Here is a 23038-nt window from a genome sequence, read left to right on the forward strand (position 1 = left end):
AATACGACTTAAATGATAAAAAATAAAGAGAAAAGATGAAAAAAGCCATCACCGATCATTTGCAAGTCGCACTTGCAGACCTCAAAGCAAAACAACAATATCGCCAACTGCCCGAGCTGCAACATCATGGTCGCTACATTATTAAAGAAGGCGAAGCATTACTCAATATCGCCAGTAATGACTATCTAGGCTTGGGCGGTGATACCGAGTTGCAGGCTGAATTCTTCGATCAGTTGGAGCAATCATCCGATACGCTGCCTCCCAAAATGAGCGCTACTTCATCGCGGCTATTAACGGGCAATGACACCCAGCTACAAACATTAGAGTCTGAACTGCAAAATTGGTACGAGAGCGCAGTAGAAAAACAAAACGTTCCTAAACAAAATATCCTTAACTCAAGAACAGCACTGGTATTGAATAGTGGCTATCATGCTAACCTTGGTATTTTGCCCGCGTTGACCGCCTTGCCAGTCAAGACACTTATATTAGCTGACAAGCTGGTACATGCGAGTATCATCGATGGTATGCGTTTGAGTCAAAGCAAACTGGTCACCTATCGTCGCTACCGTCACAACGATTACGAACATTTGGCTCGGTTTATTGAGCAGGCAGATGAGAGCGTTGAGCGCATCATCATTGTCACTGAAAGTATTTTTAGTATGGATGGTGACCGTGCTGACTTACTTCAATTAGTACAACTAAAAGCAAAAGATGCACGTATTGAATTATATGTCGATGAAGCACATGCTGTTGGCGTACTTGGCAAAACAGGTTTGGGCCTAGCAGAAGAAACACATACTTTAGTAGATATTGATTACTTGGTGGGGACGTTTGGTAAAGCCTTTGCATCAGTTGGTGCTTACATCATGTGTGACGATATCACAAAGCAGTGGTTGATAAACGCCATGCGTCCACTGATATTTAGCACTGCACTCCCCCCTATCAATCATGCATGGACGCGCTTTATTTTAGGAAAAATGCCAGCGCTCACTGATCAACGCGTACACTTAGCACAAATTTCAAGACAACTGAGCCAAGCCATCAGTCCTGAATATCGTGTCCCATCATCAGCACAAACTCCTACCTACGAATCGCCTATTGTGCCTTATATCTTGGGTGACAATGCGCGTACCATGGCAAAGGCAAAACAGCTCCAAGCCGCTGGATTTTACGCCTTGCCTATTAGACCGCCTACTGTTCCTGCCAACACCGCTCGCATTCGACTCGTTATGAATGCCAAATTGACCATCGCAGACTGCGAGCAACTGATAGCGCAGTTATGACATAGTCGTTTAGCACAAACGTTTGCGCTCACTATCAGCTGATTAGTGACTCACTTGGATAGAATAAAGCACATGACAATACTTAGCGCCCCTAATACCTTTAGTGTCCGAAAACAAACCATCGCTCATCACTTTGCTAGTGCCAGTGACTATGATCAGCACGCCAGTATTCAACGAGAAATCTGTCAGTATTTGCTCGCAAATATCGCTCATACGAAGCAATCAAGTGTGTTAGAAGTTGGCGCAGGTACAGGCCAGATGACTCGTCTGCTTGCTGAGCACATTCGTAGCCAACACTGGCGCATTAATGAGTTATGTACTGAGCAAGCTGCGACATTGCAATCGATACTACCAACTGCTGAGATAGTTATTGGCGATGCTGAAACGATGAATTTGGCAGCACATCACAGCCTAATCATTAGCGCCAATGCGATACAATGGTTTGACAATCCACTCAGCTTTGTCGCGCAATCAGCACAGCGTCTACAATCTGGAGGACAGCTGGTCTTTAGCACCTTTACGCCAAATAATTTTCTGCAAATCAAGACTCTCACTGGTCAAGGGCTGAGTTATCCAGACATTGATGCATGGCAATCAGCATTAGACTGTGCTGGTTTTAAAAATACTGAGCTTTCGGTTCAGCGCTATGATTTACCATTTCTATCTCCCTATGCTGTCTTAAAACATATGAAACTCACTGGCGTATCGACCAATCAGACACAACAGTCAGCCCATGATACTCAGACTTTTAGATGGACAAAGTCACGTCTACAGCAATTTGAGTCAGACTACTGGCGGTATTTTTCCGCAGAAAATGAAACAGGGCAACCTGTTGTGAATTTAACCTATGAAGTACTTGTAGTGAACGCCTTTATGCCATAAGCGCGCAGCACGAAATCAAGGCAGTAGCTGGGGCATATCATAAATAGCAAAAATAACAGCCATAAAAAAACGCATCTCGAAAGATGCGTTTTTTGATTTAACTGCTTGTCGATTTGTATCAACTATACCATTTTCAAAAACGTGAGTAGCAAGGAAAACGAGCGTAAGTACTACATTGAGTAGACTAGGCGAGTTTGACGCAGCTAAACGCGTTTTTGGAGTTGATATTATTTTTTGTCTTCGTCTACTTCAGTAAACTCAGCATCAACGACGTCGTCATCAGCCTGGTTGTTTTCTGCTGCACCTTCAGCACCTTGTTGGAACTGGCTTGGATCCATACCTTCTGCGCCAGCACCGCTATCAGCGTAGATTTTTTGGCTGATTGGCAAGAAGGCATTGTCTAATGCTTCAAGCTTGGCTTTGATTTCGTCATGATCGTCTTCTTTCGCTGCCGCTTCAAGCTCAGTGATCGCAGTTTCTACTGTTGATTTTTCTTCATCAGTAACTTTATCTTCTGCTTCTTTCAGTGCTTTTTGTACCGCATGAATACGACCATCTGCTTCGTTTCGAACTTGCGCTAGGTTAGCGAATTTCTCATCTTCAGCAGCATTGGCTTCTGCATCACGAACCATTTGTTCAACTTCTTCATCCGACAAACCAGAATCTGCTTTGATCTGGATGCTTTGTGCTTTACCAGTACCTTTATCGGTTGCTGAGATGTTCATGATACCATCAGCATTGATGTCAAAAGACACTTCGATTTGCGGTAGGCCACGTGGTGCTGGTGGGATATCCGTCAAGTCAAAACGACCAAGCATTTTGTTTTGGTTAGCGATTTTACGCTCACCTTGATATACCTGAATCGTTACTGCTGGCTGGTTGTCTTCAGCCGTTGAGAATACCTGTGATTTCTTGGTAGGAATCATGGTGTTTTTCTCGATAACTGGCGTCATCACACCGCCCATGGTTTCGATACCTAGGGTCAATGGCGTCACATCAAGTAGCAATACGTCAGTTTTATCACCAGACAATACCGCACCTTGAATCGCTGCACCCGCTGCAACTGCTTCATCAGGGTTCACGTCTTTACGTGGCTCTTGACCAAAGAACTGCTGTACGTTTTGCTGTACTAGTGGCATACGAGTCTGACCACCAACGAGGATAACGTCATCGATATCGCCAATTTTTAGACCAGCATCTTCAAGTGCAGTCTTACATGGACCGATTGTACGCTGTACTAGGTCTTCAGTTAGGCTCTCAAGTTTTGAGCGGCTGATAGTAACAACCAAATGCTTAGGACCACTGCTATCAGCGGTGATGTATGGCAAGTTGACTTCAGTGCTTTGCGCGCTTGATAGTTCAATCTTCGCTTTTTCAGCGGCTTCCTTTAGACGCTGCATCGCAAGAGAGTCACCTTTTAGGTTCACATCTTGCTCTTTTTTGAATTCAGCAACTAAGAAATCAATCAATGCTGAGTCAAAATCTTCACCACCAAGGAAAGTGTCACCGTTGGTCGCTAGTACTTCAAACTGTTGCTCGCCATCGACGTCTGCGATTTCGATGATTGAGATATCGAAAGTACCACCGCCCAAATCATATACAGCAACCGTGCTATCGCCTTGCTTCTTATCCATACCATAAGCAAGTGCCGCAGCAGTTGGCTCATTGATGATACGTTTTACATCAAGACCAGCGATTTTACCCGCATCTTTAGTTGCTTGACGCTGTGAATCGTTGAAGTAAGCAGGTACAGTTACGACCGCTTCAGTTACGCTCTCACCAAGATAGTCTTCTGCTGTTTTTTTCATTTTTTTCAAGATTTCAGCAGAAACCTGTGGTGGCGCAAGCTTTTTACCGTTGATTTCTACCCATGCATCGCCGTTGTCTGCTTTAGCGATTTTGTAAGGTACCATGCCGATATCTTTTTGCACGACTTTGTCATCGAAACGACGGCCAATCAAACGTTTGATTGCAAATAACGTGTTGCTTGGGTTGGTTACTGCTTGACGTTTAGCTGACTGACCAACAAGCGTTTCGTCGTCTTTATAAGCGACGATTGATGGTGTGGTACGCGTACCTTCAGCATTTTCGATAACTTTAACTTTGTCACCTTCCATCACTGCTACACACGAGTTAGTTGTACCTAAATCAATACCAATTACTTTACCCATAATCAATTGCTCCTAATTTGTTTTTAACTATAAATACTTATTTATCCAGACCGTAGTCGGTCACTTGTTGCTATATATCGGTTTGCCTGTTGTATTTTTCAAGGCAATAAATACGCAAAAACTGTCTTTCCTGTGGTTTTTTGTGAAAAACCTTCATATTAGTAGGGTTTAACCCCTAGAAATACTACTGACCAACACGAACCATCGCCGGACGCAACAGACGACCATTTAGGCTATAGCCTTTTTGTAAGACTGTACCAACTGTATCCGCTTCTGCTTCTGGGTCAATACCAACAGCTTCATGGAAGTCAGCGTTGAACTTTTCGCCTTGTGGGTCGACGGTCTCTACGCCATTTTTGGTCAATACAGCGACCAGCGCTTTATGAGTCAATTGAACCCCTTCAGCTACTGGATCGTTTGCATTTGCATTTTCCATAGCGCGCTCTAAGTTATCAACGATGTCGAGTAACTCTTTAGCGAATTTTTGCAGGGCGAATTTTTTGCTCTTATCTGCTTCTTGCTCAGCACGCTTTTGCGCATTGTAAGCTTCAGCATTAGCGCGCGCAGTACCTTCTTTGGCTTTTTTTACTTCGCCTTCTAGCTCAGCAATACGTGCTTTGAATGTGTCGAGGTTGATTTCGTTTTCGATAGTCGCCTCTTCACCTGAGTTGTTTTGCGGATCAAACTCTTTCATGGTTTCTTCTAAGATACTGTTTTGATGCTCAACATTATCGTGTACCACAGTCTGGTCAAGCGTTTCTTTATTTGGGGTTTGCTCGCTCATGATAGCTCCTTGGAATTTCAATAATAATGATTACGACAATAATAGTTACGACAAGACGCAACGACTCAGCCAATTGTTGGCTGTATTGAACCTTTATCAGATGCCTAACGATTCTTACTCATTGTTTTTATTAATGCGCTCTAATAGCTGATTGATAAAGGTGATACGTATAAATTTCAAGCCTAAAACGCAGGATTTTTTCGTATTTATGACAAATATAGTCAAAATACTCTTTAGCAGCGTTGCACAGTATTTTTCCGTTGTGTCAACGAATCTCCATATTTACTCACAAAACGTACAAAAAAACGTCAATTAGTCAAAACACTTTACTATTGCTATTCACGCCATTACTAAACAACACCCTGCTTTACGCACTACTGCCTTATTATTGCTACAAATATTATGACTTACATCAAAATGTACCTCGATGTAATCGTAAACACCCAAACCGTTATGAGAGATGTTATGTCCAATCCCACAGTATCATCAATCAATACCTTACTTAACAAAACCTTGATGGCGATGCACCTAGCATCGAATGATGAAACAGCCAATGGAACAAGAGAAAGTAGCGCACATGAGAAGCGTCTGAGCGTCAGAGAAAAAGTACTCAGCTACAACCCAGTTTCACAGTACCAACCACATACTTTGCATTATGCGATGAAAGGCTTTGGTTATTTGCCAACGCCGATACTAGAGGGCTTAATTGCCTATCTAAAAGGTCCGAATTCAAAACAATATCTTCATGCCAATGCACATTTACGCTTGATCCTCGCTGTAAATAGTCATCTGAAGACGCCTTTAGAGCTGACGCCCATGCATGAGCTTCGCGAAAGGTTTATTACCGATGCGGTGGCAATGCAGGCACCAAGAGTATGGCAGCAAGCTAGCGACAACATCCTGAACAATATTAAACCCTTTACCAAAAAGGGCGAAAAGCTTGTCAATTGGGAAGACAAGACGATAGCTAATGCTGATGACGGTGATATGACCATTCGCTGCTATCAAACGAAGGCCAATAAAAAACGCGCTAAAAAAGGGGCAGTACACAATCCTGACGAGACAGTGATGCTGTTTTTCCACGGCGGTGGGTTCTGTATCGGCGATGTCGATACACATCATGAGTTCTGCCATGCAGTCTGCGAGCAAACTGGCTGGCCTGTTGTTAGTGTCGACTATCGATTGGCCCCTGAGTGTCCTGCACCAGCCGCCCTCAAAGACTGTATCACAGCTTATGCTTGGTTGGCTGAACACTGTCATACACTAGGCGCGTTGCCATCACGTATCGTACTTGCAGGTGATAGTGCAGGCGGTGGTTTATCCACTTTGATCGCACAGCAGCTGACTGCACCGACCGAGAGCGCTTGGTCAGACTTGGGCGCTCAAGGTCAGAAGATGTACAAGCTTCTAGAGAGCCTACCAAAGCCATTAGCACAAATGCCGCTGTATCCTGTTACCGATATCGAAACAGACTATCCAAGCTGGGAGTTATACGGCGAGGGATTATTGTTAGATCATGCTGACGTAGCAGTGTTTGATGCAGCCTGCCTAAAAGACAGTCTCCTACCACGCCTACACATACTAAACTCACCCATGCTCGGTGATAACAGCAAAGTATGTCCGACTTATATCGTGGCCTCTGAGCTCGATGTACTGCGTGATGAAGCGTTTGCTTATGCAGAGCAGTTGAAAGGCTACAATGTGCCCGTTGAAACTCATACTGTTTTAGGTGCACCGCATGGTTTTATTCATTTTATGAGCGTGCATCAAGGTCTTGGGCAAGAGACAAAAGACATTATCAATGGGTTTTGTGGTTTTGTGCGCGATGTCATCAGTACTCGATCACAGCTGGCAGCATAGTGGTTTTTGAAGGTGCTTTACTTAAAGGTACTGTGATTTAAAGATGCCGCTATTTAAGAGCGCTATTACTTAGAGGTACCACTCAAAGACACTGCTTAAAAATGCTATTGTACGAATACATCAGTATATTGAAGGTACTGATCGATTAAAAACATCTATCAATCAGCATTACCAGACACGTTGATCAACCAGACCTCAGAGCGTGAACCCAATCTAAAGGGAATGCCCCAAAATCCATAGCCAGAGGAGACTACAAAATGTCCTTGGCCGATTGCTTCATATCCATAACCTAGTCTATTGATAGCACTGACAATAAAGTTAGCAGGAAACACCTGGCCATTGTGGGTGTGACCTGATACTTGCAGATCGATTGGTAACTGGCTATGCTCGTCGATATCACTCGGTCTATGATCTAGTAGAATCACTGGCTGTGAAGTATCCACTTTCGCTAACAGATCTATCGTGGCGACACGCTGACGTTTATGATTATCAAAACGTCCGACCAACCATACCTTCTGCCCTTCATGCTCTATACAAAATACGTCATCATTTAATAGATGCACATCTGCATCACGTAACGCTTGGCTAATTGGTCGCTCATGACCGTACAAATCATGGTTACCCAACGTCGCATAGACGCCATATGGCAAATTGGCACACAGTTCGGCTAGATTATTCTCCATACTATAATCATTAAATGCGTCTGTATTATCATCCATGATATCCCCTGGCATTAGCAGCATATCTGCACGTGTACTGTTCATCAGACGGGTGAGTCTATCTATTGCTGTAACCCCGAATAACCGTCCTAAATGTAAGTCACTTGCAACTGCGATGCGTAGTGGTTTGGCTAAAGGTTTATCAATACTGATAGACAAATGACGTACGATAGGGACATAGGCACTATATAGCGAAAAAATAAACAGTCCTAAGAACACGACTACTGCCAGTGCTCGCAGCCTAAGAGAAAGCGTATTTGACCCGTACCCTGTCTCACCTATTAGCGATACTACTAGCCAATAACCACCATACAAAAAGCTTACTACCAAAGCGGTTAATAGTATGAAATGCATGATCAGCATCCAGCCACTGACCCAGCGATAACTGTTCGCAAAGACTCGTTTTACACTAAGTACTAATAAGCCATTGGTGATAATAAACACGGCAGACCATACGATAGTTTGCAGTGTTTGGGTGATCCAAGGTTGTAGCCACCACTGTATACTCAACGCCGCACCTGCACTGAACAGCTGCAATAGCACAAAGATAGTAATAAAGAACGCATAGCGCATGATAGATCCTTGAGCATGATTAACTACAATATATGATGCTCAGAGCAAATAAAGCTATATAGAATAGCTTACTATGTTTCACATGAAACAATCGAAACTTATTGGTTTTGCTTTTCTAATGCTTGCTTGAGTGTAGTGTGTTCAAATGAATAACCTGCTTCCAACAATGCTTTTGGCAACACTTTTTGTCCATCGATGAGTAATGTCGACATCTCACCAAACATGAGCTTGAGCAAGAATTCTGGTAAAGTAAACACTGTCGGACGATGTAGCCACGAGCCAAGTGCCTTAGTAAAAGTGTGATTGGTCACAGGCTCAGGTGCTGTAAGATTATAGACGACTGCTGCTGTATTATTTTGCGTCTTTAAGCTATTGTTATTTGAGGTGCGGTCGCTTAAAACTCGGTCATTTGAAACATTACTACCTAAAGCCTGTTCGTTAAGACTCATAGCATCAGTAACTGGCTCACTGATATATTTGGCAGCTTTTGTATTAGCAAGATGCTGTTCGATAATAAAAATCACCGCACTTACCCAATCATCTCGGCTAATCCAACTCATAATTTGTTGTCCATCACCCAGTTGCCCACCAACACCAAACTTAAATGGTAGCAGTAACTTGGCCACCATACCGCCGTTGGGATGAATAACCACACCTGTTCGCACGATTGCTACAGGGACATCATACTCAGTTGCTCTGAGTGCCATATCCTCCCATTCCTGACACAGTGCATGCGCAAAATCTTCTTTGTAGTCGCTGTTTTCCGTTAGTGTTTTGTCGCCTTGCGTACCATACCAGCCAATGGCTGAGCCACTTACTAATAGCTTGGGCTTTGTGCTGATACGGGCGATGAAGTCGAGTATTGATTGAGTAGGTTTGATACGACTGGCAACCAGTTGCTCTTTGCGCTCATCGCTCCAGCGTGAATCGGCAATACCAGCACCCGCTAAATTTAAGATGACATCAAAGCTCGTCTCACACGTCGTAAGCTCATCATAAGTCATCATATTGATGTCATCAGGATGCGCCTGACTACTATCGCGAGTCAACCAAGTCACACTCACATCTTTATCTTGTTTACGATACCGTGCCAGTAGCTCTCGGCTGAACGCACTGCCCAAAAATCCTGAACCACCACTGATCAAAACATGCATACCCTACTCCCTATATGTACCCAATATTGCTTGTCACCAATATTGCAACTATGACTTATCGTTAAATGATTTGTTATTCCATAAATACCAAATGGTTATAACCATCGTCTGCTTTTTTGTGGTGTTTATCAAAATGACTTTTACATACTTTTGGTAAAGCAAGGACGAGATAAGAATAAGCTTAGTTGGGGCGGTACTCAGGAGAGGTATTTCTATTTTAGTGATATGACGATCGTAATCACTCGCTCAAGAACAGTTACTTTATATAAGGAACGCTGCTTCATAAATAATAAAGTCAAAAGGAGTTGTTGTAGAAGATTGCATTACAGTTTTGTGTAAAGGGGTATATTACATTTTAACGAATAACTAAGCCGGTCACAGCATCACGGATTTGGCTAGGAAGCGTGTAATGCAACGTATCCGCCTGCAAATACCCGATTTGCTTATCAAAATACGCATAGGCAGCATCGAAAGTACTGGCAGGTGATTGACCTGATGGGTTGCAGCTGGTCGAGACAAGTAAGCCAAACGGATTATGGGTACTGACCATCTGTTGACACAGTTTACGTATGGTCGGATGAGCAATGACTCTTACCGCGACAGTCTGATGCTCACCAGTTATCCAAGTAGGAATGGCTGTAGACAAAGCGTCAGGAATGGGTAGTAACCAAGTATGGGCTTGTCGGTTCTGTCGGTCATTGTCATCACTGCCTACCTGCCAGCTGTCAATGACTTGTTTTCGCTGCTCATCGTTTAACGCAACCAATAATGGTGTCAAGCGAGCTGCACTGTCAGTGATAACAATCATACCTTTGGCTTGTGGACGCTGCTTAATGTCCAAAATGCGCTGTACAGCCGCTTGGTTATAAGGATCACAGCCAATGCCCCAGACGCTCTCTGTTGGATACGCGAGCAGCTGTCCTTCTTTTAGCCACTGTGCAGCTTGAACGGTAGAATCAGTAATAAAAGATGTAGAGTGGCTCATAGCTGAAATATTTCATACTAGAATGGAGGTAGATGCTCATAATAGCATAACAAAAAGAGCAACTCAGAGCGCTACCATTATAGATGAGCCTTCTTTATATGTAGAAGCAAACATGTGTAACACTTTAAACACGTAGGTACCGTCCGCCCTGAACGCTAATAATACCCATTAGCTCAAGTTCCATCAACTGTCCGATGAGCTGTGATGGCTCAAGCTTGGTTGCGACAATAAGCGCATCCAAATCCTGTCCATGCCAATCGAGCTGCTCGTAGATTGCTGTTAAATGCTCAGGTATAACGGGCGCGCTACGAGTAGATTTGATGTTAGAAGGCTTCTGCTGGTTATTCGCTGTGCTAAGCGATCTACTATGCGATTTTTCGACATCTGAGCCTTCAGAGGACACTTTTGGAGAAGGACTTATTGCTGGTTGATCGTTACTTAGGTCAGTAGTAGCGCTTGATGCATTATACGAGCGATTGTCGTAGTCGAGCTGAGCATTCACATCTTCTAGTACTTGCTCAGGATGATAGATCAAGGTTGCGCCTTCACGTATTAAGTGATGGCAGCCTTCGGCATTGCTGTTATCAATATGACTTGGAATCGCAAAGACTTGTTTGCCTTGCTCTGAGGTTAGACGGGCGGTAATCAGCGAACCACTTTTGATTGTGGCTTCGGTCACGATAGTGGCTAGACTGAGCCCAGCTACCAGACGATTACGACGCGGGAAAGTATGCTTGTGCGGCTGAGTATGCGGTAACAGTTCACTAATAATACAGCCACCTTGATCAACAATTTGAGCAAACAACTGGTCACGATGATTGGGATAGTTCACATCAATCCCTGTACCCATCACGCCAATAGTACGGCCTTGATAGTCCTGATCTGTCTGCGCCAAGGCTCCTAAGTGCGCTCGTTTATCCACCCCTATCGCCAGACCACTAGTGATAATATATCCTGACTGCGCAAGATATTGCGCCATATCAAAGGTAATTTTTTGCGCGTGTGCAGTGGGTTTGCGGCTACCCACAATAGCAATTTGAGCCTGATGTAGACGCGCACTATTCCCCCGAAAAAACAATAGTGGCGGTGGATCGTAAATCTGTAGGAGCTGGATAGGATAATCAGGCTGATCAGCAAACAGTAGACTATAGCGACTATCAACGAGTGCTTGCTGGATTTTATCGATACTAGCGCGCGTTTGATCTGGCTGCTCGTGGCGTTTGAGATGGGTGTGGTGCAGACCCAACTGCTTCCACGCCTCTACTGTGGCTTGCCAAGCAAGCTGCGCGTTACCATAAGAGGTGACTAGCTTGTGGTAGGCAGACAATGATGCATTCACCTCGTACCATAGCGACAATATAGCACGCTGATCGTCGGATAAAGAAGCGGTGACTGCCGTCATTTTATCTGTCTCTTATAAGCAAATTTAGTATGGCTGTTTTATCACTCGTATTTATAGATAAGGTGGTGGTAATAACTGGTCACCAACGTTGAGTGGTAGCTCAGAATCAAGTACATAAGCATAGCTGATGTGGTCAAATGTGTTAAACACCATTACCATCCCACTTGGCTCATTTGGCAAACGTACAGGCATATCGTTGTCTTTGGTGTCACGTACTAATGGACCTTTTTGATAGACAGTCAACACATCGCCTGGCTTGGCACCATGTAGGCTACCTAAGTTGATAGCGACCACACTACCTTTAGCAGCAGCACTAATGGAATCCATCACCCGTACAATCATACCGCCACGGCTAACGCTGGCAGGTGTTGGGTAAAATACTGGTGGAATAGCATTATCAAGCTCAACAAACACGCGATCGCCTTCGCGCACTTCTTTATCATAACTTTCGGTCAGCTGTAAGCTGGTAATACCATTCGTTTCTGTCGATGTGACAAGACCAGTCGCTACCTGTGTAACCTCTAATCCGATAACCTCTTGAGTTTTAGGATCGACATACAGATCACCCTCGCGGTATACGCCATAACGCTGACCGACGATAAGCGGTACACCTTTGGCATAGACCTTGTCACCGCTTGCAGTAATGAGGTTGCGGTTTTTTGACGCCAAAATATAAGGAGTAGTATTGAAATCTTCTGGATTTACAATAAGGGTTTTATCCAACCAGTGTTGGATAGCAGACCATGGAATAGGCGGGACACTATTGGCGGTTGAAGTAACAGTGACTGTACTCGCAACCATGTTACCCATCATTTGTTTTTCGATACCTGCACAGCCTTCACCCGTATCGACTCCGATCAAGGTTTTGCCTTGAATAACACAAAGGATCAGAATGTCATTAGGATAAATAAGATTTGGGTTTTTGATTTGTTTGTTGGTGGCCCAAATCTCTCTCCAGCGCCATGGACTGTCGAGATAGCGACCTGAGATATCCCACAACGTATCGCCTTTTTTGACAGTATAGCGGTTGGGAGCATCAGCTTTGATAGTAGGTGGCGGATTGTTTGCGTGTGCTGTAGTCATCAACATAGCACTGCTAAATGTCGTAACTAATAATCCTTTTGCCAGTGCTTTTGCTGTCTTTTTTAAGCTCATCTTCATGGTTATATCCACAATATGTACCACTGTTTTGATCATAACAAACTGCACTAGCACTATTGATCTAAAGATATTTTACTTTATTAAAAAATAGCAAAAATCATTTAATATCAGCAATCTACAAGCAGTTCAGTCATGACAACTATAGGGCGGCTGTTCAGTATAATTGGCTGGAACGATTCCTAAAAAAGCGTCTAGCATAATGATGACTTGCCGACGCTGTTTCTAATACTACAATTATCTATACCATAACACAATCATAAACACTTTATTACAATGGTGTAACCTTTGGACCGCCCTACTGGTTCATTGAAGATGAGCTTATACTATCTGGTTGTCTAAGCTGGGTTTGGGGTCACATGCTGACGAATTTGCTCAGCGACCAGATCAGCACTATTTTCTAATACCACAACATGCTGCGGTAGGCTCTCTAAACCTTCCGTGTGAGCTGGGCGCTCGATGTCGATTTGACCCACTGCTTCGATGATAGTATCGGCAAACTTAACAGGCAATGCAGTCTCTGCACAGACAATGATTTCACCCTCACGCTGTAGCTCTTTAGCGACCTTGATACCGTCAGCTGTATGCGGGTCAACCAGCTCACCATGCTGCTCATATAGTGATTTGATCGTATTTAAACGATCGCTATGGGTTGATTTTCCAGCAGCAAAACCATAACGCGTATTGACCGCTTCCATCAAATCAGACAAGTCAAACCCTTGTCCTGATTTTACGCCGTCAAATAACTCGTGGACGCGTGCACTGTCTTTATCCAGCAACAAATAAACAAAGCGCTCAAAGTTCGAAGCTTTTGAGATATCCATTGATGGACTCGAGGTGACATAGGTTTTGTCAGTGGGACGCGGCTGATAAGCGCCTTGATTAAAGAAGTCATTGAGCACATCGTTTTCATTGGTGGCTACTATCAAACGCTCCACGGGCAGACCCATTTCACGTGCGATGTGACCGGCGCAGATGTTGCCAAAGTTGCCTGATGGCACGCTAAAACTGACTTTTTCGTCGTTACTCGTCGTCACCGCAAAATACGCTTTAAAGTAATAAACGATCTGCGCGAGGATGCGTCCCCAGTTGATAGAGTTGACCGTGCCCAAGTCATACTGAGCTTTAAAATCCGCATCTTGCTGTAGCGCTTTTACGATATCCTGACAGTCATCAAACATACCATCGATCGCGATATTATGAATATTATCGTCGGTCAAGCTATACATTTGCGCCCGCTGAAACTCACTCATTTTGCCATGCGGTGATAGCATAAAGACTTCGACGTTTTCTTTACCACGCAGAGCGTATTCTGCCGCACTACCTGTATCGCCGCTGGTTGCCCCAATAATCGTGATACGTGCCTCTTTTCTTTTGAGGACGTATTCAAAGGCATTGCCCAAAAACTGCATAGCAACGTCTTTGAATGCCAGCGTTGGGCCGTTTGATAATCCTAAAATATATATGTTGTCTTTGAGCTTGCGGACAGGGACAATATCATCGGAGCCAAACACATCGGCCGTATAAGTACGCTCGATAATGTCCTGCAAATCAACCGCAGGAATATCAGTGGCAAAGCGCTGCATAATCGCCATCGCAAGCTGTGGATAGCTGAGCGTGCGCCATTCATCAAGTACAGCGCTATCAATCGTTGGGTAATGCTCAGGCAGCATCAAACCACCGTCTGGCGCAAGACCCATTAATAGCACATCACTAAAGTCCATTGGTGCTGTCTGACCACGAGTACTGATATATTTCATTAGATTGTCCTGTCTACAATAATGTTATTCAATAGTTAAAAACGGTTTATTCAGCAGTCTTCTGCAACAACGCATAATAAAAACCATCGCCACTCTCGCTATCAATTGGCAAGCACTGGCGACCAATCTCTTGGGCAATACCCCAATTGCAATCCTCGGTAAACTCAATCGCTACCGCATCGTTGTGATAGCTGATGAAGTCTTGCATTTGCAGCACGTTTTCTTGCTTTAGAATAGAGCACGTGACATACAACAGATACCCGCCAGCTTTAAGCTGTGGCCATAAGTTATGCAAAATATCTGCTTGCAGCAGGACGGTTTGTTCGATGTCTTCTTCGGTACGCAAAATACTGATATCAGGATGGCGGCGAATCACACCCGTCGCGGTACAAGGAGAGTCCAATAATATCGCATCAAATACCGGCTCATTGGTCGCGGCTTTTTTATTTTTGCCGTGCTGCCATCTGGTGGCATCAGCACAGACAACGTTAAGGGCAATATTTTTCTCAGCTTGCTCTAAATCCTGCTGCTTTAAATTGAGACGCTGCAAATTATCATAAATGCGTTCGATGCGCGGAGCTTCATTATCGATAGCGGTTAGCTTTACTTTAGAAGCTAACGGTTTCGCTTCCTCATCGTCTTGTTTCACGTGAAACAGCGATGGAGAGTCGTTTGAGCTGAGTAGCTCTAACCAATGTGCAAGCTTACCACCGGGCGCGGCGCAGGCATCTAGAATATGTATCTCGTTATTGGTATTTTCCGTATCAGACTTTTCAGCGCTGAGCTTCGCCATTAACGCTTTGTTGACAATAGGTGCCGCAAGCTGAGCATGCATGTCTTGCACGCTAGCAATGCCTTCAGCAAAATGAGGCAAAGCATTGACAGCGGTAGTCTGATGCAGTCTTAACCCTTTAATCGACAACGTCGTCGTTGTCGCTGCCTCTGATGAACCAGTCAATTGTAAACCACTGGTAAGCTCAACGATATCGGCATCAATTTCTGCACCATACAGCGACTGTTGATAATCCTCTACTGAAGTAACTGCCGAGTTGACTCGCAAAAACATTGGCGCCGCTTGGCGTAAGCCTTGGGTCAGCTCATCGTACTGCTCACTCCAATCTTGCTTAAGCTGATAGGCAAGCCAGTTGGGCAAGCTGTGTTTTTTATCGCACTTCTTACGGAATTTACTCGGATTCTTAGCAACTTTACGCAAGATAGCATTGATCAAACCTGTCGCATGCGCAAATTCAATCTCCTTTGCCGCTTCGACCGTTTCATGGATCGCGGCATGATCTGCCACTTCTAAATACAACAATTGTGCTAAACCCACCTGAATTGTGGTACGAACTTCGACCTCATCTATGGGGTTGTCAGCTAGCGTATCAAGCAATCGTGCCAGAGCATGCCATTGGCGTAGTGTTGTCAGCAATAGCGCATGAGCAAAGCCTTTGTCACCATCGTGCAAGCTGTTTAATAACGGATCAAGCACGCTTGAGAGGGACTGACCGTTTTGAATAGCCAGTAAGGTACGAATCACACGTACGCGTACGCTACCGTTCATAATCAGATTGCTTGACGGTTTTAGCTTGTTGTTTCTAGGTGCATTGTTTCTAGAGCCAGTGCTGGTTTGTCTCATTGAGTTGTATTTCCTTGACGTCGTATCGATCGCGTCTTGTGCAAGTAAAAGGGAGTGTAGTGAAACTATTTTGATTCTACTGTGAATTTATCACCATCGTTTAACTGGTTGCCATGACAAAGTTGCTCCGCCGTCATCGGCTTACCACCAGCGAACTGTAACTTAGTTATGGCCAGTGTATTACTCAGCTGTATGTCATGAGCGGTATTATTGTTTGACGCCTCTACCTCTTTGCCGCAAGCGACCAAAATTGCTTTGCGCCCGACACTTACGACCGTACCTGCAGGCTTATCTGATGTTTGTATGGTGTTAATGGGCAGTGCCGTCAGTATTTTGACGCGTTGGCCTTCTAAGAAAGTGTATGCACCTGGCCACGGGGTCAATCCACGAATTTGACGCTCAATGGTAGCAGCTGGCTGTGTCCAGTCAATTTCACCTTCGGCTTTGACCAGCTTTTCCGCATAGTTTGCTTGACTATCATCTTGGGGAACGGCGTTCGCTTGATACTGTGACAAATCACCAAGCACCGTAGTGATCGCGCTCGCACCAAGAGTGGCCATCTTATCATGTAGGCTGGCAGCAGTATCATCCGGCGCGATATTGGCGCTAATCTTGTAAATCATATCACCCGTATCTAGTCCTTTGTCCATCTGCATGATGGTAATACCTGTCTCGTCATCGCCTGCCAAAAGCGCACGATGGATAGGAGCAGCACCGCGCCAGCGTGGTAATAACGAGGCATGAATGTTCAAGCACCCATGAGTAGGCGTGTCTAATACTCCAATAGGTAAAATCAAACCATAAGCAGCAACAATCATAAGATCTGGCTGATACGTACGCAGTATTTGACGAGCATCCATTCCTTCTGTGCTTGATTTCTTAAAAGTAACTGGCTGCTCCACCGTGATATTATTGGCTAATGCCACTTCTTTCACAGCAGATGCTGATAGTTTTTGACCACGTCCCGCTTTGCGATCAGGCTGAGTGTATACCGCGACGATATCTATATTGAGTGCTTCTTGCTGACGTATCAATGCCTCTAGACTCACCGCAGCAAACTCAGGCGTCCCTGCAAATACCACCCTTAATCGCTGAACAGATGGGTTATCATGGTTGAAAGACGAATCAGATGGAGCAAAAGTGGCAGCAGTGTTAGTCATAATCATGCATTATATAAAGTTAATTCGCTCATTATAGGTGAGTTTGCGACGTAGTGCCATGACCGTGCTAGTGACAAAACCTGTAGAACCTTTGATACTGTTTACCTTTATAATATAAAAACGATAAGTATTTTATTGATAAACATTCTATTTATCGTCTTTATGCGTAACATAAAAACGTACCAATCGTGACGTGCTACAAACAGTGACCCATTATTCTGTTATAAATAATAGCTACAGGGATTCAGTATCAAGTCAGTGCCAAATTTTTGAGAAGATTAATTATTAAAAAATTACTATGATTTCACTATATTTCTTTGTGTCGATATAGGGCCATGCTCTTATGCAACAGTTTCAGTCCTTACAGCGCTTATTGATTTTTTATGCATTGACTCTGTTAGTAATGCTACTGCTGTATTACGTCACAATGTTCGATGGGATAAGACAACATAGCGAACAACATAGCATAGATACTTTTTACTCATTACAGCACAGTATCATTGAGCATGCTGACCCTATTGATGAAGATATAGAAACTATTTTAGATCAACCTACCCTTCACCATGTCAGTTATCAGCTTATTTTAATGATGCCATCTGGGCAAACCTATATCTATCGTAGGACTCGTCCTAACGAATCAGCGTTTGCTAACGTAACATTCCCTGCTATCAGTGCAACTGCCTCTGATAATAGTCAGCAGAGTGCGTATAGGGTTGGCAGTAGCGAGCTCACAGGAACTATAAACCTCAAAAGTGGCCATCAGGTCTATGTTATTTTGCGGCATGAGCCTTTTACGATTGACTGGACGTCTTATCGTTACTGGTTGCCTTTGATGGTCGCAATCATACTATTTTTTATGGCTATGCTTTACATGCTCAATCGTCGAACCAACTGGGAACAACTACTGGTTTATACCGACAACTTGAGCAGCCGGGCAAAAGAAGCCTACACACCGCCGCCCTTCTCACAAAAAAAATCTACCACTGAATTTTTGCTTTTAGGTAATGCGCTGAGCCGTGTCAGCTATCAGCTTCATAATGACTATCGACGCGTCAAAACACTAAAACATCGTTTGGAGCGCTTGGTTGATCAAGCACCGCTGCCCATGCTGATGAGTGTACGTCATGGTCAGATTAGCTTTTACAATCAACGCTTTGAGCAAATATTTTCGCCATCTTCCCAAAATAGTGGCAGGCATGAGCTTACTGATTTTTTTGTAGGTAAGGATGCATCGACCCAGCAACTATTACAGACTTTAGCCAACTTACGAGTTACACGCATTCTGACAGCTTACAGTATAGAAAATAAGCAAACCTACCAGTTACATATTACACCGTGGTTTGGTGAACATGGACAGGTTCACGGCTTTACTGTCATTATAAATAATATCCATGAACTCATTAATCAAAACGAACAACTGCAGCAGCAAAACACACAACTACAGCGCAAGCTTGATGAGTTTAATACGCTTAAATTTACCATCGGTCACAAACTACGCATACCGTTAGAGGCTATGATTGACATCCTTGAGCCAATCGACCCTAATACGCTAGATGCGAGACAAAACAAGACGTTAGATATTTTGATTACTACCAGCCAAGATATGCTAACAGCGCTGAATGATACTCTACATATAGGAAATATCGAGGCAAGGAAGACTCGTCTCAATGTTGAGCCTGTCGATGTATATAAACTGGGTCAAGAAGTTAACGACCTAATCTTAAATGATGCGCGGTACAAAGGAATTGAGTTAATATATTTCTTTTCGCCAGACGCTCCACGCTCTATCGCTACTGACGATATTCGTCTCCGGCAGATCTTGCTTAACTTATTGCACAATGCTGTGAAATTTACCCCTTCTGGTCACGTCGCGCTGACTATCAACCCGATAACTCAGGAGCAAATATCAGAGGCCAGTAGAGAGACATTACGCCTTATTAGTAAAAACATAGTCACAAATGAAGTTGATTGCTGGATACAGTTTAGCGTGCAAGATACTGGTATCGGTATCTCCTCTGCAAAACAGCAACAGCTATTGGCATACTTCAATAAACCCCGCGGTCAGGATAATAACGAGATAGAGAAAAATGTAATCGACACAGGGCTTGGTCTAAAAAACGTCAATAGTTTTGCACGGTTATTAGGCGGATTTATTGAACTGGCAAGTACGGTCAACGAAGGCAGCATATTTAACCTTTATCTCCCTTGTAGACGCCCAAGTTATCAGCCGGTATATCATCATAGTCAGCATTTGAGTCAGATTTATCTTATTGCAGTTGTCCATCAACCACTTGTTGCAGCACACTTACAGCAACTGTGTGACCACTTGTCTATATCGATAACGATTTATACCTCTGTGGACCTAGCGACTATAGAGCAGCTGACAGACCGACTCAAACAGGATAAGCAAACCCTAGCACCTTTGCTGTTACTGGACTACGAGTACTATGATACCAGTACTATAGTAGTGGGCAGTAACTCTAGTTCTGATAGTCTGGACACCTATCCGCAGCAGTTGAAACAGGTACAAACTGAATCGGCAACAGCCATACTAAGCAATAGCCCTAAGTTAGCCACTAGCATCGATAGACGACAAGCGTTAGACAGCCTACTCGCTAATACCATACTCCCTAAGATATTGTTCAGCATGAAACCTGAGCGCCGTATACCGTCTGTGCTGCTCGACCAATGTGATGGTTTCTTAGCAAAACCTCTAGACAGTGCGCTGTTACTATCTGAGCTGATGCGTCTGACGTTACCAGTCAGGCAAACATTAACGCAGGTAAAAAACGTCAAAGACAATGTTAGTCAGATAAATACCTCAGATGACGTGAAACAAGAAATACAGCCGCTTGTTTTAGTGGTAGAAGACAGTCCAACCAATCAAAAGATAGCTTGCAAGATGCTGAGTAAAATTGGCTATCGTAGTATCGTGGCAGAGGATGGACAGCAAGCACTTGATGTACTGCAAACCCAACGTGAAGAGATTTCACTCATTTTGATGGACTGCCGTATGCCTGTTATGGACGGACTAGAAGCCACCCAAGCAATCCGCGCACAAGGGGATAATATACCTATCGTGGCATTAACTGCAAACAACACAGAAGAGGATCGCGAGGCCTGTATGCAAGTCGGTATGGATGAGTTTTTAGCTAAGCCAATCAGTAAGAAAGAGCTAGAAACTGTTTTGCAGAGCTTTATACCCTAAGGAATAAATAAAAAACACTCTTTCAATATCACTAAATTAAAGCAATATTGGAAGAGTGAGTTATTTGATAAAGAGACTGAGATGGTGGCAGATTAAGTACCTAAACGTTATTTCATAAAACCATTATCTGCCAAAAAACCTTCCGTAATTTGGCTTTGAGGGTTTGACGTATTCATGCCACTAGGTTGCGACTTATTTAATAAACGCTCTAAATAACGTGCAACGATATCCACTTCAATATTAACCTTATTACCAACCAACCAATGCTTAGCGATATTGGTCACTTGAGCCGTATGCGGAATAATGTTCAAACAAACAATGTTGTCACGCACAAGATTGGTAGTCAGACTAATACCATCCACCGTAATAGACCCTTTGGTCGCTGTATAGTGCGCCAGCTCTTGTGGTATTTCAATTTCAATATAGATAGAACGCGCATCTTGTTGCAGCTTACTAACAACACCCACCCCATCTACGTGACCAGCAACGATATGACCACCAAAACGAGTCGTTGGCAGCATTGCTTTCTCTAGGTTGACTATATGGCCTGCTTTCAACTCTTCTAGCGCTGTACGAGCAATAGTTTCACGTGAGACATCGACAGCATAGTAGTTGCTACCGAACTCTACCACAGTCAAGCAAATACCATTTGATGCAATAGAATCGCCTAACTGTACATCACCAAAATCCAAATCATCAGACTCTACGGTCAAGCGTATATCGCCGCCTGTGGGCTGCATGGATTTAACTTTACCAACGCTTTCTATAATTCCAGTAAACATATTACCCTCATCTCATTATTGTATTGTCTTTAGCAGCGATATTTTGTGGTGTATCGAAACCTCAGTATTGTTTGATCAGATCTATGTGTATGGTGAGTTATATACTCAATGTGGACGTTCATAAGATAGATTGTGGATAAGTAATAGTAAATCAATGGTCATTCACCAAAAAAACTTGAGGATTATAGAGTTATCCACAACTCTCCTAAATTCATTTTTTGGCATAAACAGTAATGGTAACTATACCAAGTCATTGATTTATAAATAATTAATTTTTTTTTGATATAAAAATTCGTATTTTATGTTTCATGTGAAACAGAGTTATACACAGTTTCATGTGAAACCCAACATATTCTAGCTTACTTATCCACATATAATGCACACAATAAGAAACTTATAAAGTGCAAGACGGAAAATAGGCAGTTTACAAAGGTAACAAGGTTAACTTGAGGTCAGAACCGAGCTGCTCGTGGTTCTGAATATCAAAGCGTAACTGCTGTGCCAGTGAAATAGGGTTAAAGTTAACCATCGGCCTTGCTTGATCACCGAGTAGACAAGGGGCTTGATAAACAATTAATTCGTCTACAAGCTGTTGACTCAAAAAACTACCGGCAACGCTAGCACCCGCCTCCACTAAGATGTCATAACATTGATACTTACTTACTAGCTCCGCGAGTAACCCTGTAAGATTATCTGTATGCCAATAAACTGTGTCTGTATGGCGACACAATTGATAATCAGACTGCAGGCTGTGTGCTAAACGCTGACGCCTATCAAGTACAATTACTTTAGGTCTTGGTATCTCATCAGCTGATACGCCTAACTGTGTTGAGCGTACATTGAGTTTTGGATCGTCCATTATTACTGTTTCACTACCTGTGATAATCGCGCCACTTATTGCTCTTAGTTTTTGCACATCTTCGCGAGCAGCAGCTGAAGTAATCCATTTAGATTCACCAGATGCCATCGCTGTACGGCCATCTAAACTGGTTGCTATCTTTAGTCTGACGTAAGGCATCTGTGTACGCATGGCTTTCAAAAACCCCCGATTCAATGTCTCTGCCTGCTCTGTTAGCACACCAACCTTCACGTCAATACCTGCTTGCTCCAGCAGCTTTACACCGCGGCCTGCGACCTGCGGGTTCGGATCTAGACCTGCGATTACAACGCGCTTCACACTGGCTGCAACCAGTGCAAGCGCGCATGGCGGCGTACGACCTGTATGACTACATGGTTCTAATGTCACATAAGCAGTTGCACCTACTGCGCGCGCGCCTGCTTCTTTGAGCGCAAATACCTCAGCGTGTGGCTCACCAGCTTTGGGATGAAATCCTTGACCGACTATTTCTTCTTTTTGGACAATCACACAGCCGACCGCTGGGTTGGGTCTGGTGGTATATAAACCGCGTTTGGCTTGTTCGATAGCAAGCATCATGAAGTAACGATCTTGCATATCTTGAGCGTGGTTTTTGGTTGGCATAGCAGTAGACTTAATGAATGATTAATAGTAATTAAGAAACA

At 43.7% G+C, this 23038-nt stretch carries 16 protein-coding genes; 4 read left to right on the forward strand and 12 right to left on the reverse strand.

The window, feature by feature from the left end; all coding sequences use genetic code 11:
• Positions 1 to 35: 35 nt before the first annotated feature.
• Together AC5JPY_RS07655 and AC5JPY_RS07660 are read left to right on the forward strand one after the other, a co-directional pair.
• Positions 36 to 1283 carry an 8-amino-7-oxononanoate synthase gene (locus AC5JPY_RS07655; protein WP_443524907.1) on the forward strand — a complete coding sequence of 416 codons (1248 nt, stop codon included), beginning with the start codon at positions 36 to 38 and terminating at the stop codon, positions 1281 to 1283.
• A gap of 72 nt (positions 1284 to 1355) precedes the next feature.
• Positions 1356 to 2165, forward strand: a complete 810-nt coding sequence (locus tag AC5JPY_RS07660) for a methyltransferase domain-containing protein (RefSeq protein ID WP_443524908.1) — start codon at positions 1356 to 1358, stop codon at positions 2163 to 2165.
• 227 nt (positions 2166 to 2392) lie between these two features.
• Here AC5JPY_RS07660 and dnaK read toward each other — a convergent pair whose 3' ends face one another.
• Positions 2393 to 4336 (reverse strand): molecular chaperone DnaK, encoded by a 1944-nt coding sequence (dnaK, locus tag AC5JPY_RS07665; RefSeq protein ID WP_443524909.1) that lies wholly within the window; start codon positions 4334 to 4336, stop codon positions 2393 to 2395.
• A 184-nt stretch (positions 4337 to 4520) separates the two neighbouring features.
• The gene (grpE, locus tag AC5JPY_RS07670; RefSeq protein ID WP_443524910.1) at positions 4521 to 5120 is read right to left on the reverse strand and encodes a nucleotide exchange factor GrpE; all 600 of its coding nucleotides are present in this window, start codon (positions 5118 to 5120) and stop codon (positions 4521 to 4523) included.
• Positions 5121 to 5585: 465 nt separating this feature from the next.
• On the opposite strand from grpE, the gene AC5JPY_RS07675 reads away from it, so the two are divergent.
• Positions 5586 to 6980, forward strand: coding sequence for an alpha/beta hydrolase (locus AC5JPY_RS07675; RefSeq protein WP_443524912.1), 1395 nt, complete (start codon positions 5586 to 5588; stop codon positions 6978 to 6980).
• Positions 6981 to 7138: 158 nt separating this feature from the next.
• On the opposite strand, the gene AC5JPY_RS07680 is transcribed toward AC5JPY_RS07675, so the two are convergent.
• The 8 genes from AC5JPY_RS07680 to fmt form a co-directional block, all read right to left on the reverse strand.
• Positions 7139 to 8272 carry a metallophosphoesterase gene (locus AC5JPY_RS07680; protein ID WP_443524914.1) on the reverse strand — a complete coding sequence of 378 codons (1134 nt, stop codon included), beginning with the start codon at positions 8270 to 8272 and terminating at the stop codon, positions 7139 to 7141.
• A 98-nt stretch (positions 8273 to 8370) separates the two neighbouring features.
• Positions 8371 to 9426, reverse strand: coding sequence for a TIGR01777 family oxidoreductase (locus AC5JPY_RS07685; protein WP_443524915.1), 1056 nt, complete (start codon positions 9424 to 9426; stop codon positions 8371 to 8373).
• 355 nt (positions 9427 to 9781) lie between these two features.
• The gene (locus tag AC5JPY_RS07690; protein ID WP_443524916.1) at positions 9782 to 10411 is read right to left on the reverse strand and encodes an L-threonylcarbamoyladenylate synthase; all 630 of its coding nucleotides are present in this window, start codon (positions 10409 to 10411) and stop codon (positions 9782 to 9784) included.
• 124 nt (positions 10412 to 10535) lie between these two features.
• Complete coding sequence (dprA, locus tag AC5JPY_RS07695; protein WP_493852331.1) at positions 10536 to 11813, reverse strand: DNA-processing protein DprA; 1278 nt, start codon at positions 11811 to 11813, stop codon at positions 10536 to 10538.
• 51 nt (positions 11814 to 11864) lie between these two features.
• On the reverse strand, positions 11865 to 12974 hold the full coding sequence (locus AC5JPY_RS07700) for a LysM peptidoglycan-binding domain-containing protein (RefSeq protein WP_443524919.1): 1110 nt from the start codon (positions 12972 to 12974) through the stop codon (positions 11865 to 11867).
• A 335-nt stretch (positions 12975 to 13309) separates the two neighbouring features.
• Entirely contained in the window at positions 13310 to 14731 is a 1422-nt protein-coding gene (gene thrC, locus AC5JPY_RS07705; RefSeq protein ID WP_443524920.1) for a threonine synthase, read from the reverse strand.
• A 46-nt stretch (positions 14732 to 14777) separates the two neighbouring features.
• Positions 14778 to 16367, reverse strand: coding sequence for a transcription antitermination factor NusB (locus tag AC5JPY_RS07710; RefSeq protein ID WP_443524922.1), 1590 nt, complete (start codon positions 16365 to 16367; stop codon positions 14778 to 14780).
• A 65-nt stretch (positions 16368 to 16432) separates the two neighbouring features.
• Positions 16433 to 17527 carry a methionyl-tRNA formyltransferase gene (gene fmt, locus AC5JPY_RS07715; protein ID WP_443524924.1) on the reverse strand — a complete coding sequence of 365 codons (1095 nt, stop codon included), beginning with the start codon at positions 17525 to 17527 and terminating at the stop codon, positions 16433 to 16435.
• Between the two features lie 343 nt (positions 17528 to 17870).
• On the opposite strand from fmt, the gene AC5JPY_RS07720 reads away from it, so the two are divergent.
• Positions 17871 to 20735, forward strand: a complete 2865-nt coding sequence (locus AC5JPY_RS07720; RefSeq protein WP_443524925.1) for a response regulator — start codon at positions 17871 to 17873, stop codon at positions 20733 to 20735.
• Between the two features lie 107 nt (positions 20736 to 20842).
• Here the strand turns inward: AC5JPY_RS07720 and AC5JPY_RS07725 are convergent, their stop codons facing one another.
• Positions 20843 to 21517 (reverse strand): riboflavin synthase, encoded by a 675-nt coding sequence (locus AC5JPY_RS07725; RefSeq protein WP_443524926.1) that lies wholly within the window; start codon positions 21515 to 21517, stop codon positions 20843 to 20845.
• Positions 21518 to 21941: 424 nt separating this feature from the next.
• Complete coding sequence (ribD, locus tag AC5JPY_RS07730) at positions 21942 to 22997, reverse strand: bifunctional diaminohydroxyphosphoribosylaminopyrimidine deaminase/5-amino-6-(5-phosphoribosylamino)uracil reductase RibD (RefSeq protein WP_443524927.1); 1056 nt, start codon at positions 22995 to 22997, stop codon at positions 21942 to 21944.
• Positions 22998 to 23038: the final 41 nt, after the last annotated feature.

Source organism: Psychrobacter sp. H27, from assembly GCF_059072655.1.

Coding starts and splice junctions, on each gene's coding strand:
- AC5JPY_RS07655 (WP_443524907.1), top strand. CDS start 36: ATGAAAAAAGCCATCACCGATCATTTGCAAGTCGCACTTGCAGACCTC.
- AC5JPY_RS07660 (WP_443524908.1), top strand. CDS start 1,356: ATGACAATACTTAGCGCCCCTAATACCTTTAGTGTCCGAAAACAAACC.
- dnaK (WP_443524909.1), bottom strand. CDS start 4,336: ATGGGTAAAGTAATTGGTATTGATTTAGGTACAACTAACTCGTGTGTA.
- grpE (WP_443524910.1), bottom strand. CDS start 5,120: ATGAGCGAGCAAACCCCAAATAAAGAAACGCTTGACCAGACTGTGGTA.
- AC5JPY_RS07675 (WP_443524912.1), top strand. CDS start 5,586: ATGTCCAATCCCACAGTATCATCAATCAATACCTTACTTAACAAAACC.
- AC5JPY_RS07680 (WP_443524914.1), bottom strand. CDS start 8,272: ATGCGCTATGCGTTCTTTATTACTATCTTTGTGCTATTGCAGCTGTTC.
- AC5JPY_RS07685 (WP_443524915.1), bottom strand. CDS start 9,426: ATGCATGTTTTGATCAGTGGTGGTTCAGGATTTTTGGGCAGTGCGTTC.
- AC5JPY_RS07690 (WP_443524916.1), bottom strand. CDS start 10,411: ATGAGCCACTCTACATCTTTTATTACTGATTCTACCGTTCAAGCTGCA.
- dprA (WP_493852331.1), bottom strand. CDS start 11,813: ATGACGGCAGTCACCGCTTCTTTATCCGACGATCAGCGTGCTATATTG.
- AC5JPY_RS07700 (WP_443524919.1), bottom strand. CDS start 12,974: ATGAAGATGAGCTTAAAAAAGACAGCAAAAGCACTGGCAAAAGGATTA.
- thrC (WP_443524920.1), bottom strand. CDS start 14,731: ATGAAATATATCAGTACTCGTGGTCAGACAGCACCAATGGACTTTAGT.
- AC5JPY_RS07710 (WP_443524922.1), bottom strand. CDS start 16,367: ATGAGACAAACCAGCACTGGCTCTAGAAACAATGCACCTAGAAACAAC.
- fmt (WP_443524924.1), bottom strand. CDS start 17,527: ATGACTAACACTGCTGCCACTTTTGCTCCATCTGATTCGTCTTTCAAC.
- AC5JPY_RS07720 (WP_443524925.1), top strand. CDS start 17,871: ATGCAACAGTTTCAGTCCTTACAGCGCTTATTGATTTTTTATGCATTG.
- AC5JPY_RS07725 (WP_443524926.1), bottom strand. CDS start 21,517: ATGTTTACTGGAATTATAGAAAGCGTTGGTAAAGTTAAATCCATGCAG.
- ribD (WP_443524927.1), bottom strand. CDS start 22,997: ATGCCAACCAAAAACCACGCTCAAGATATGCAAGATCGTTACTTCATG.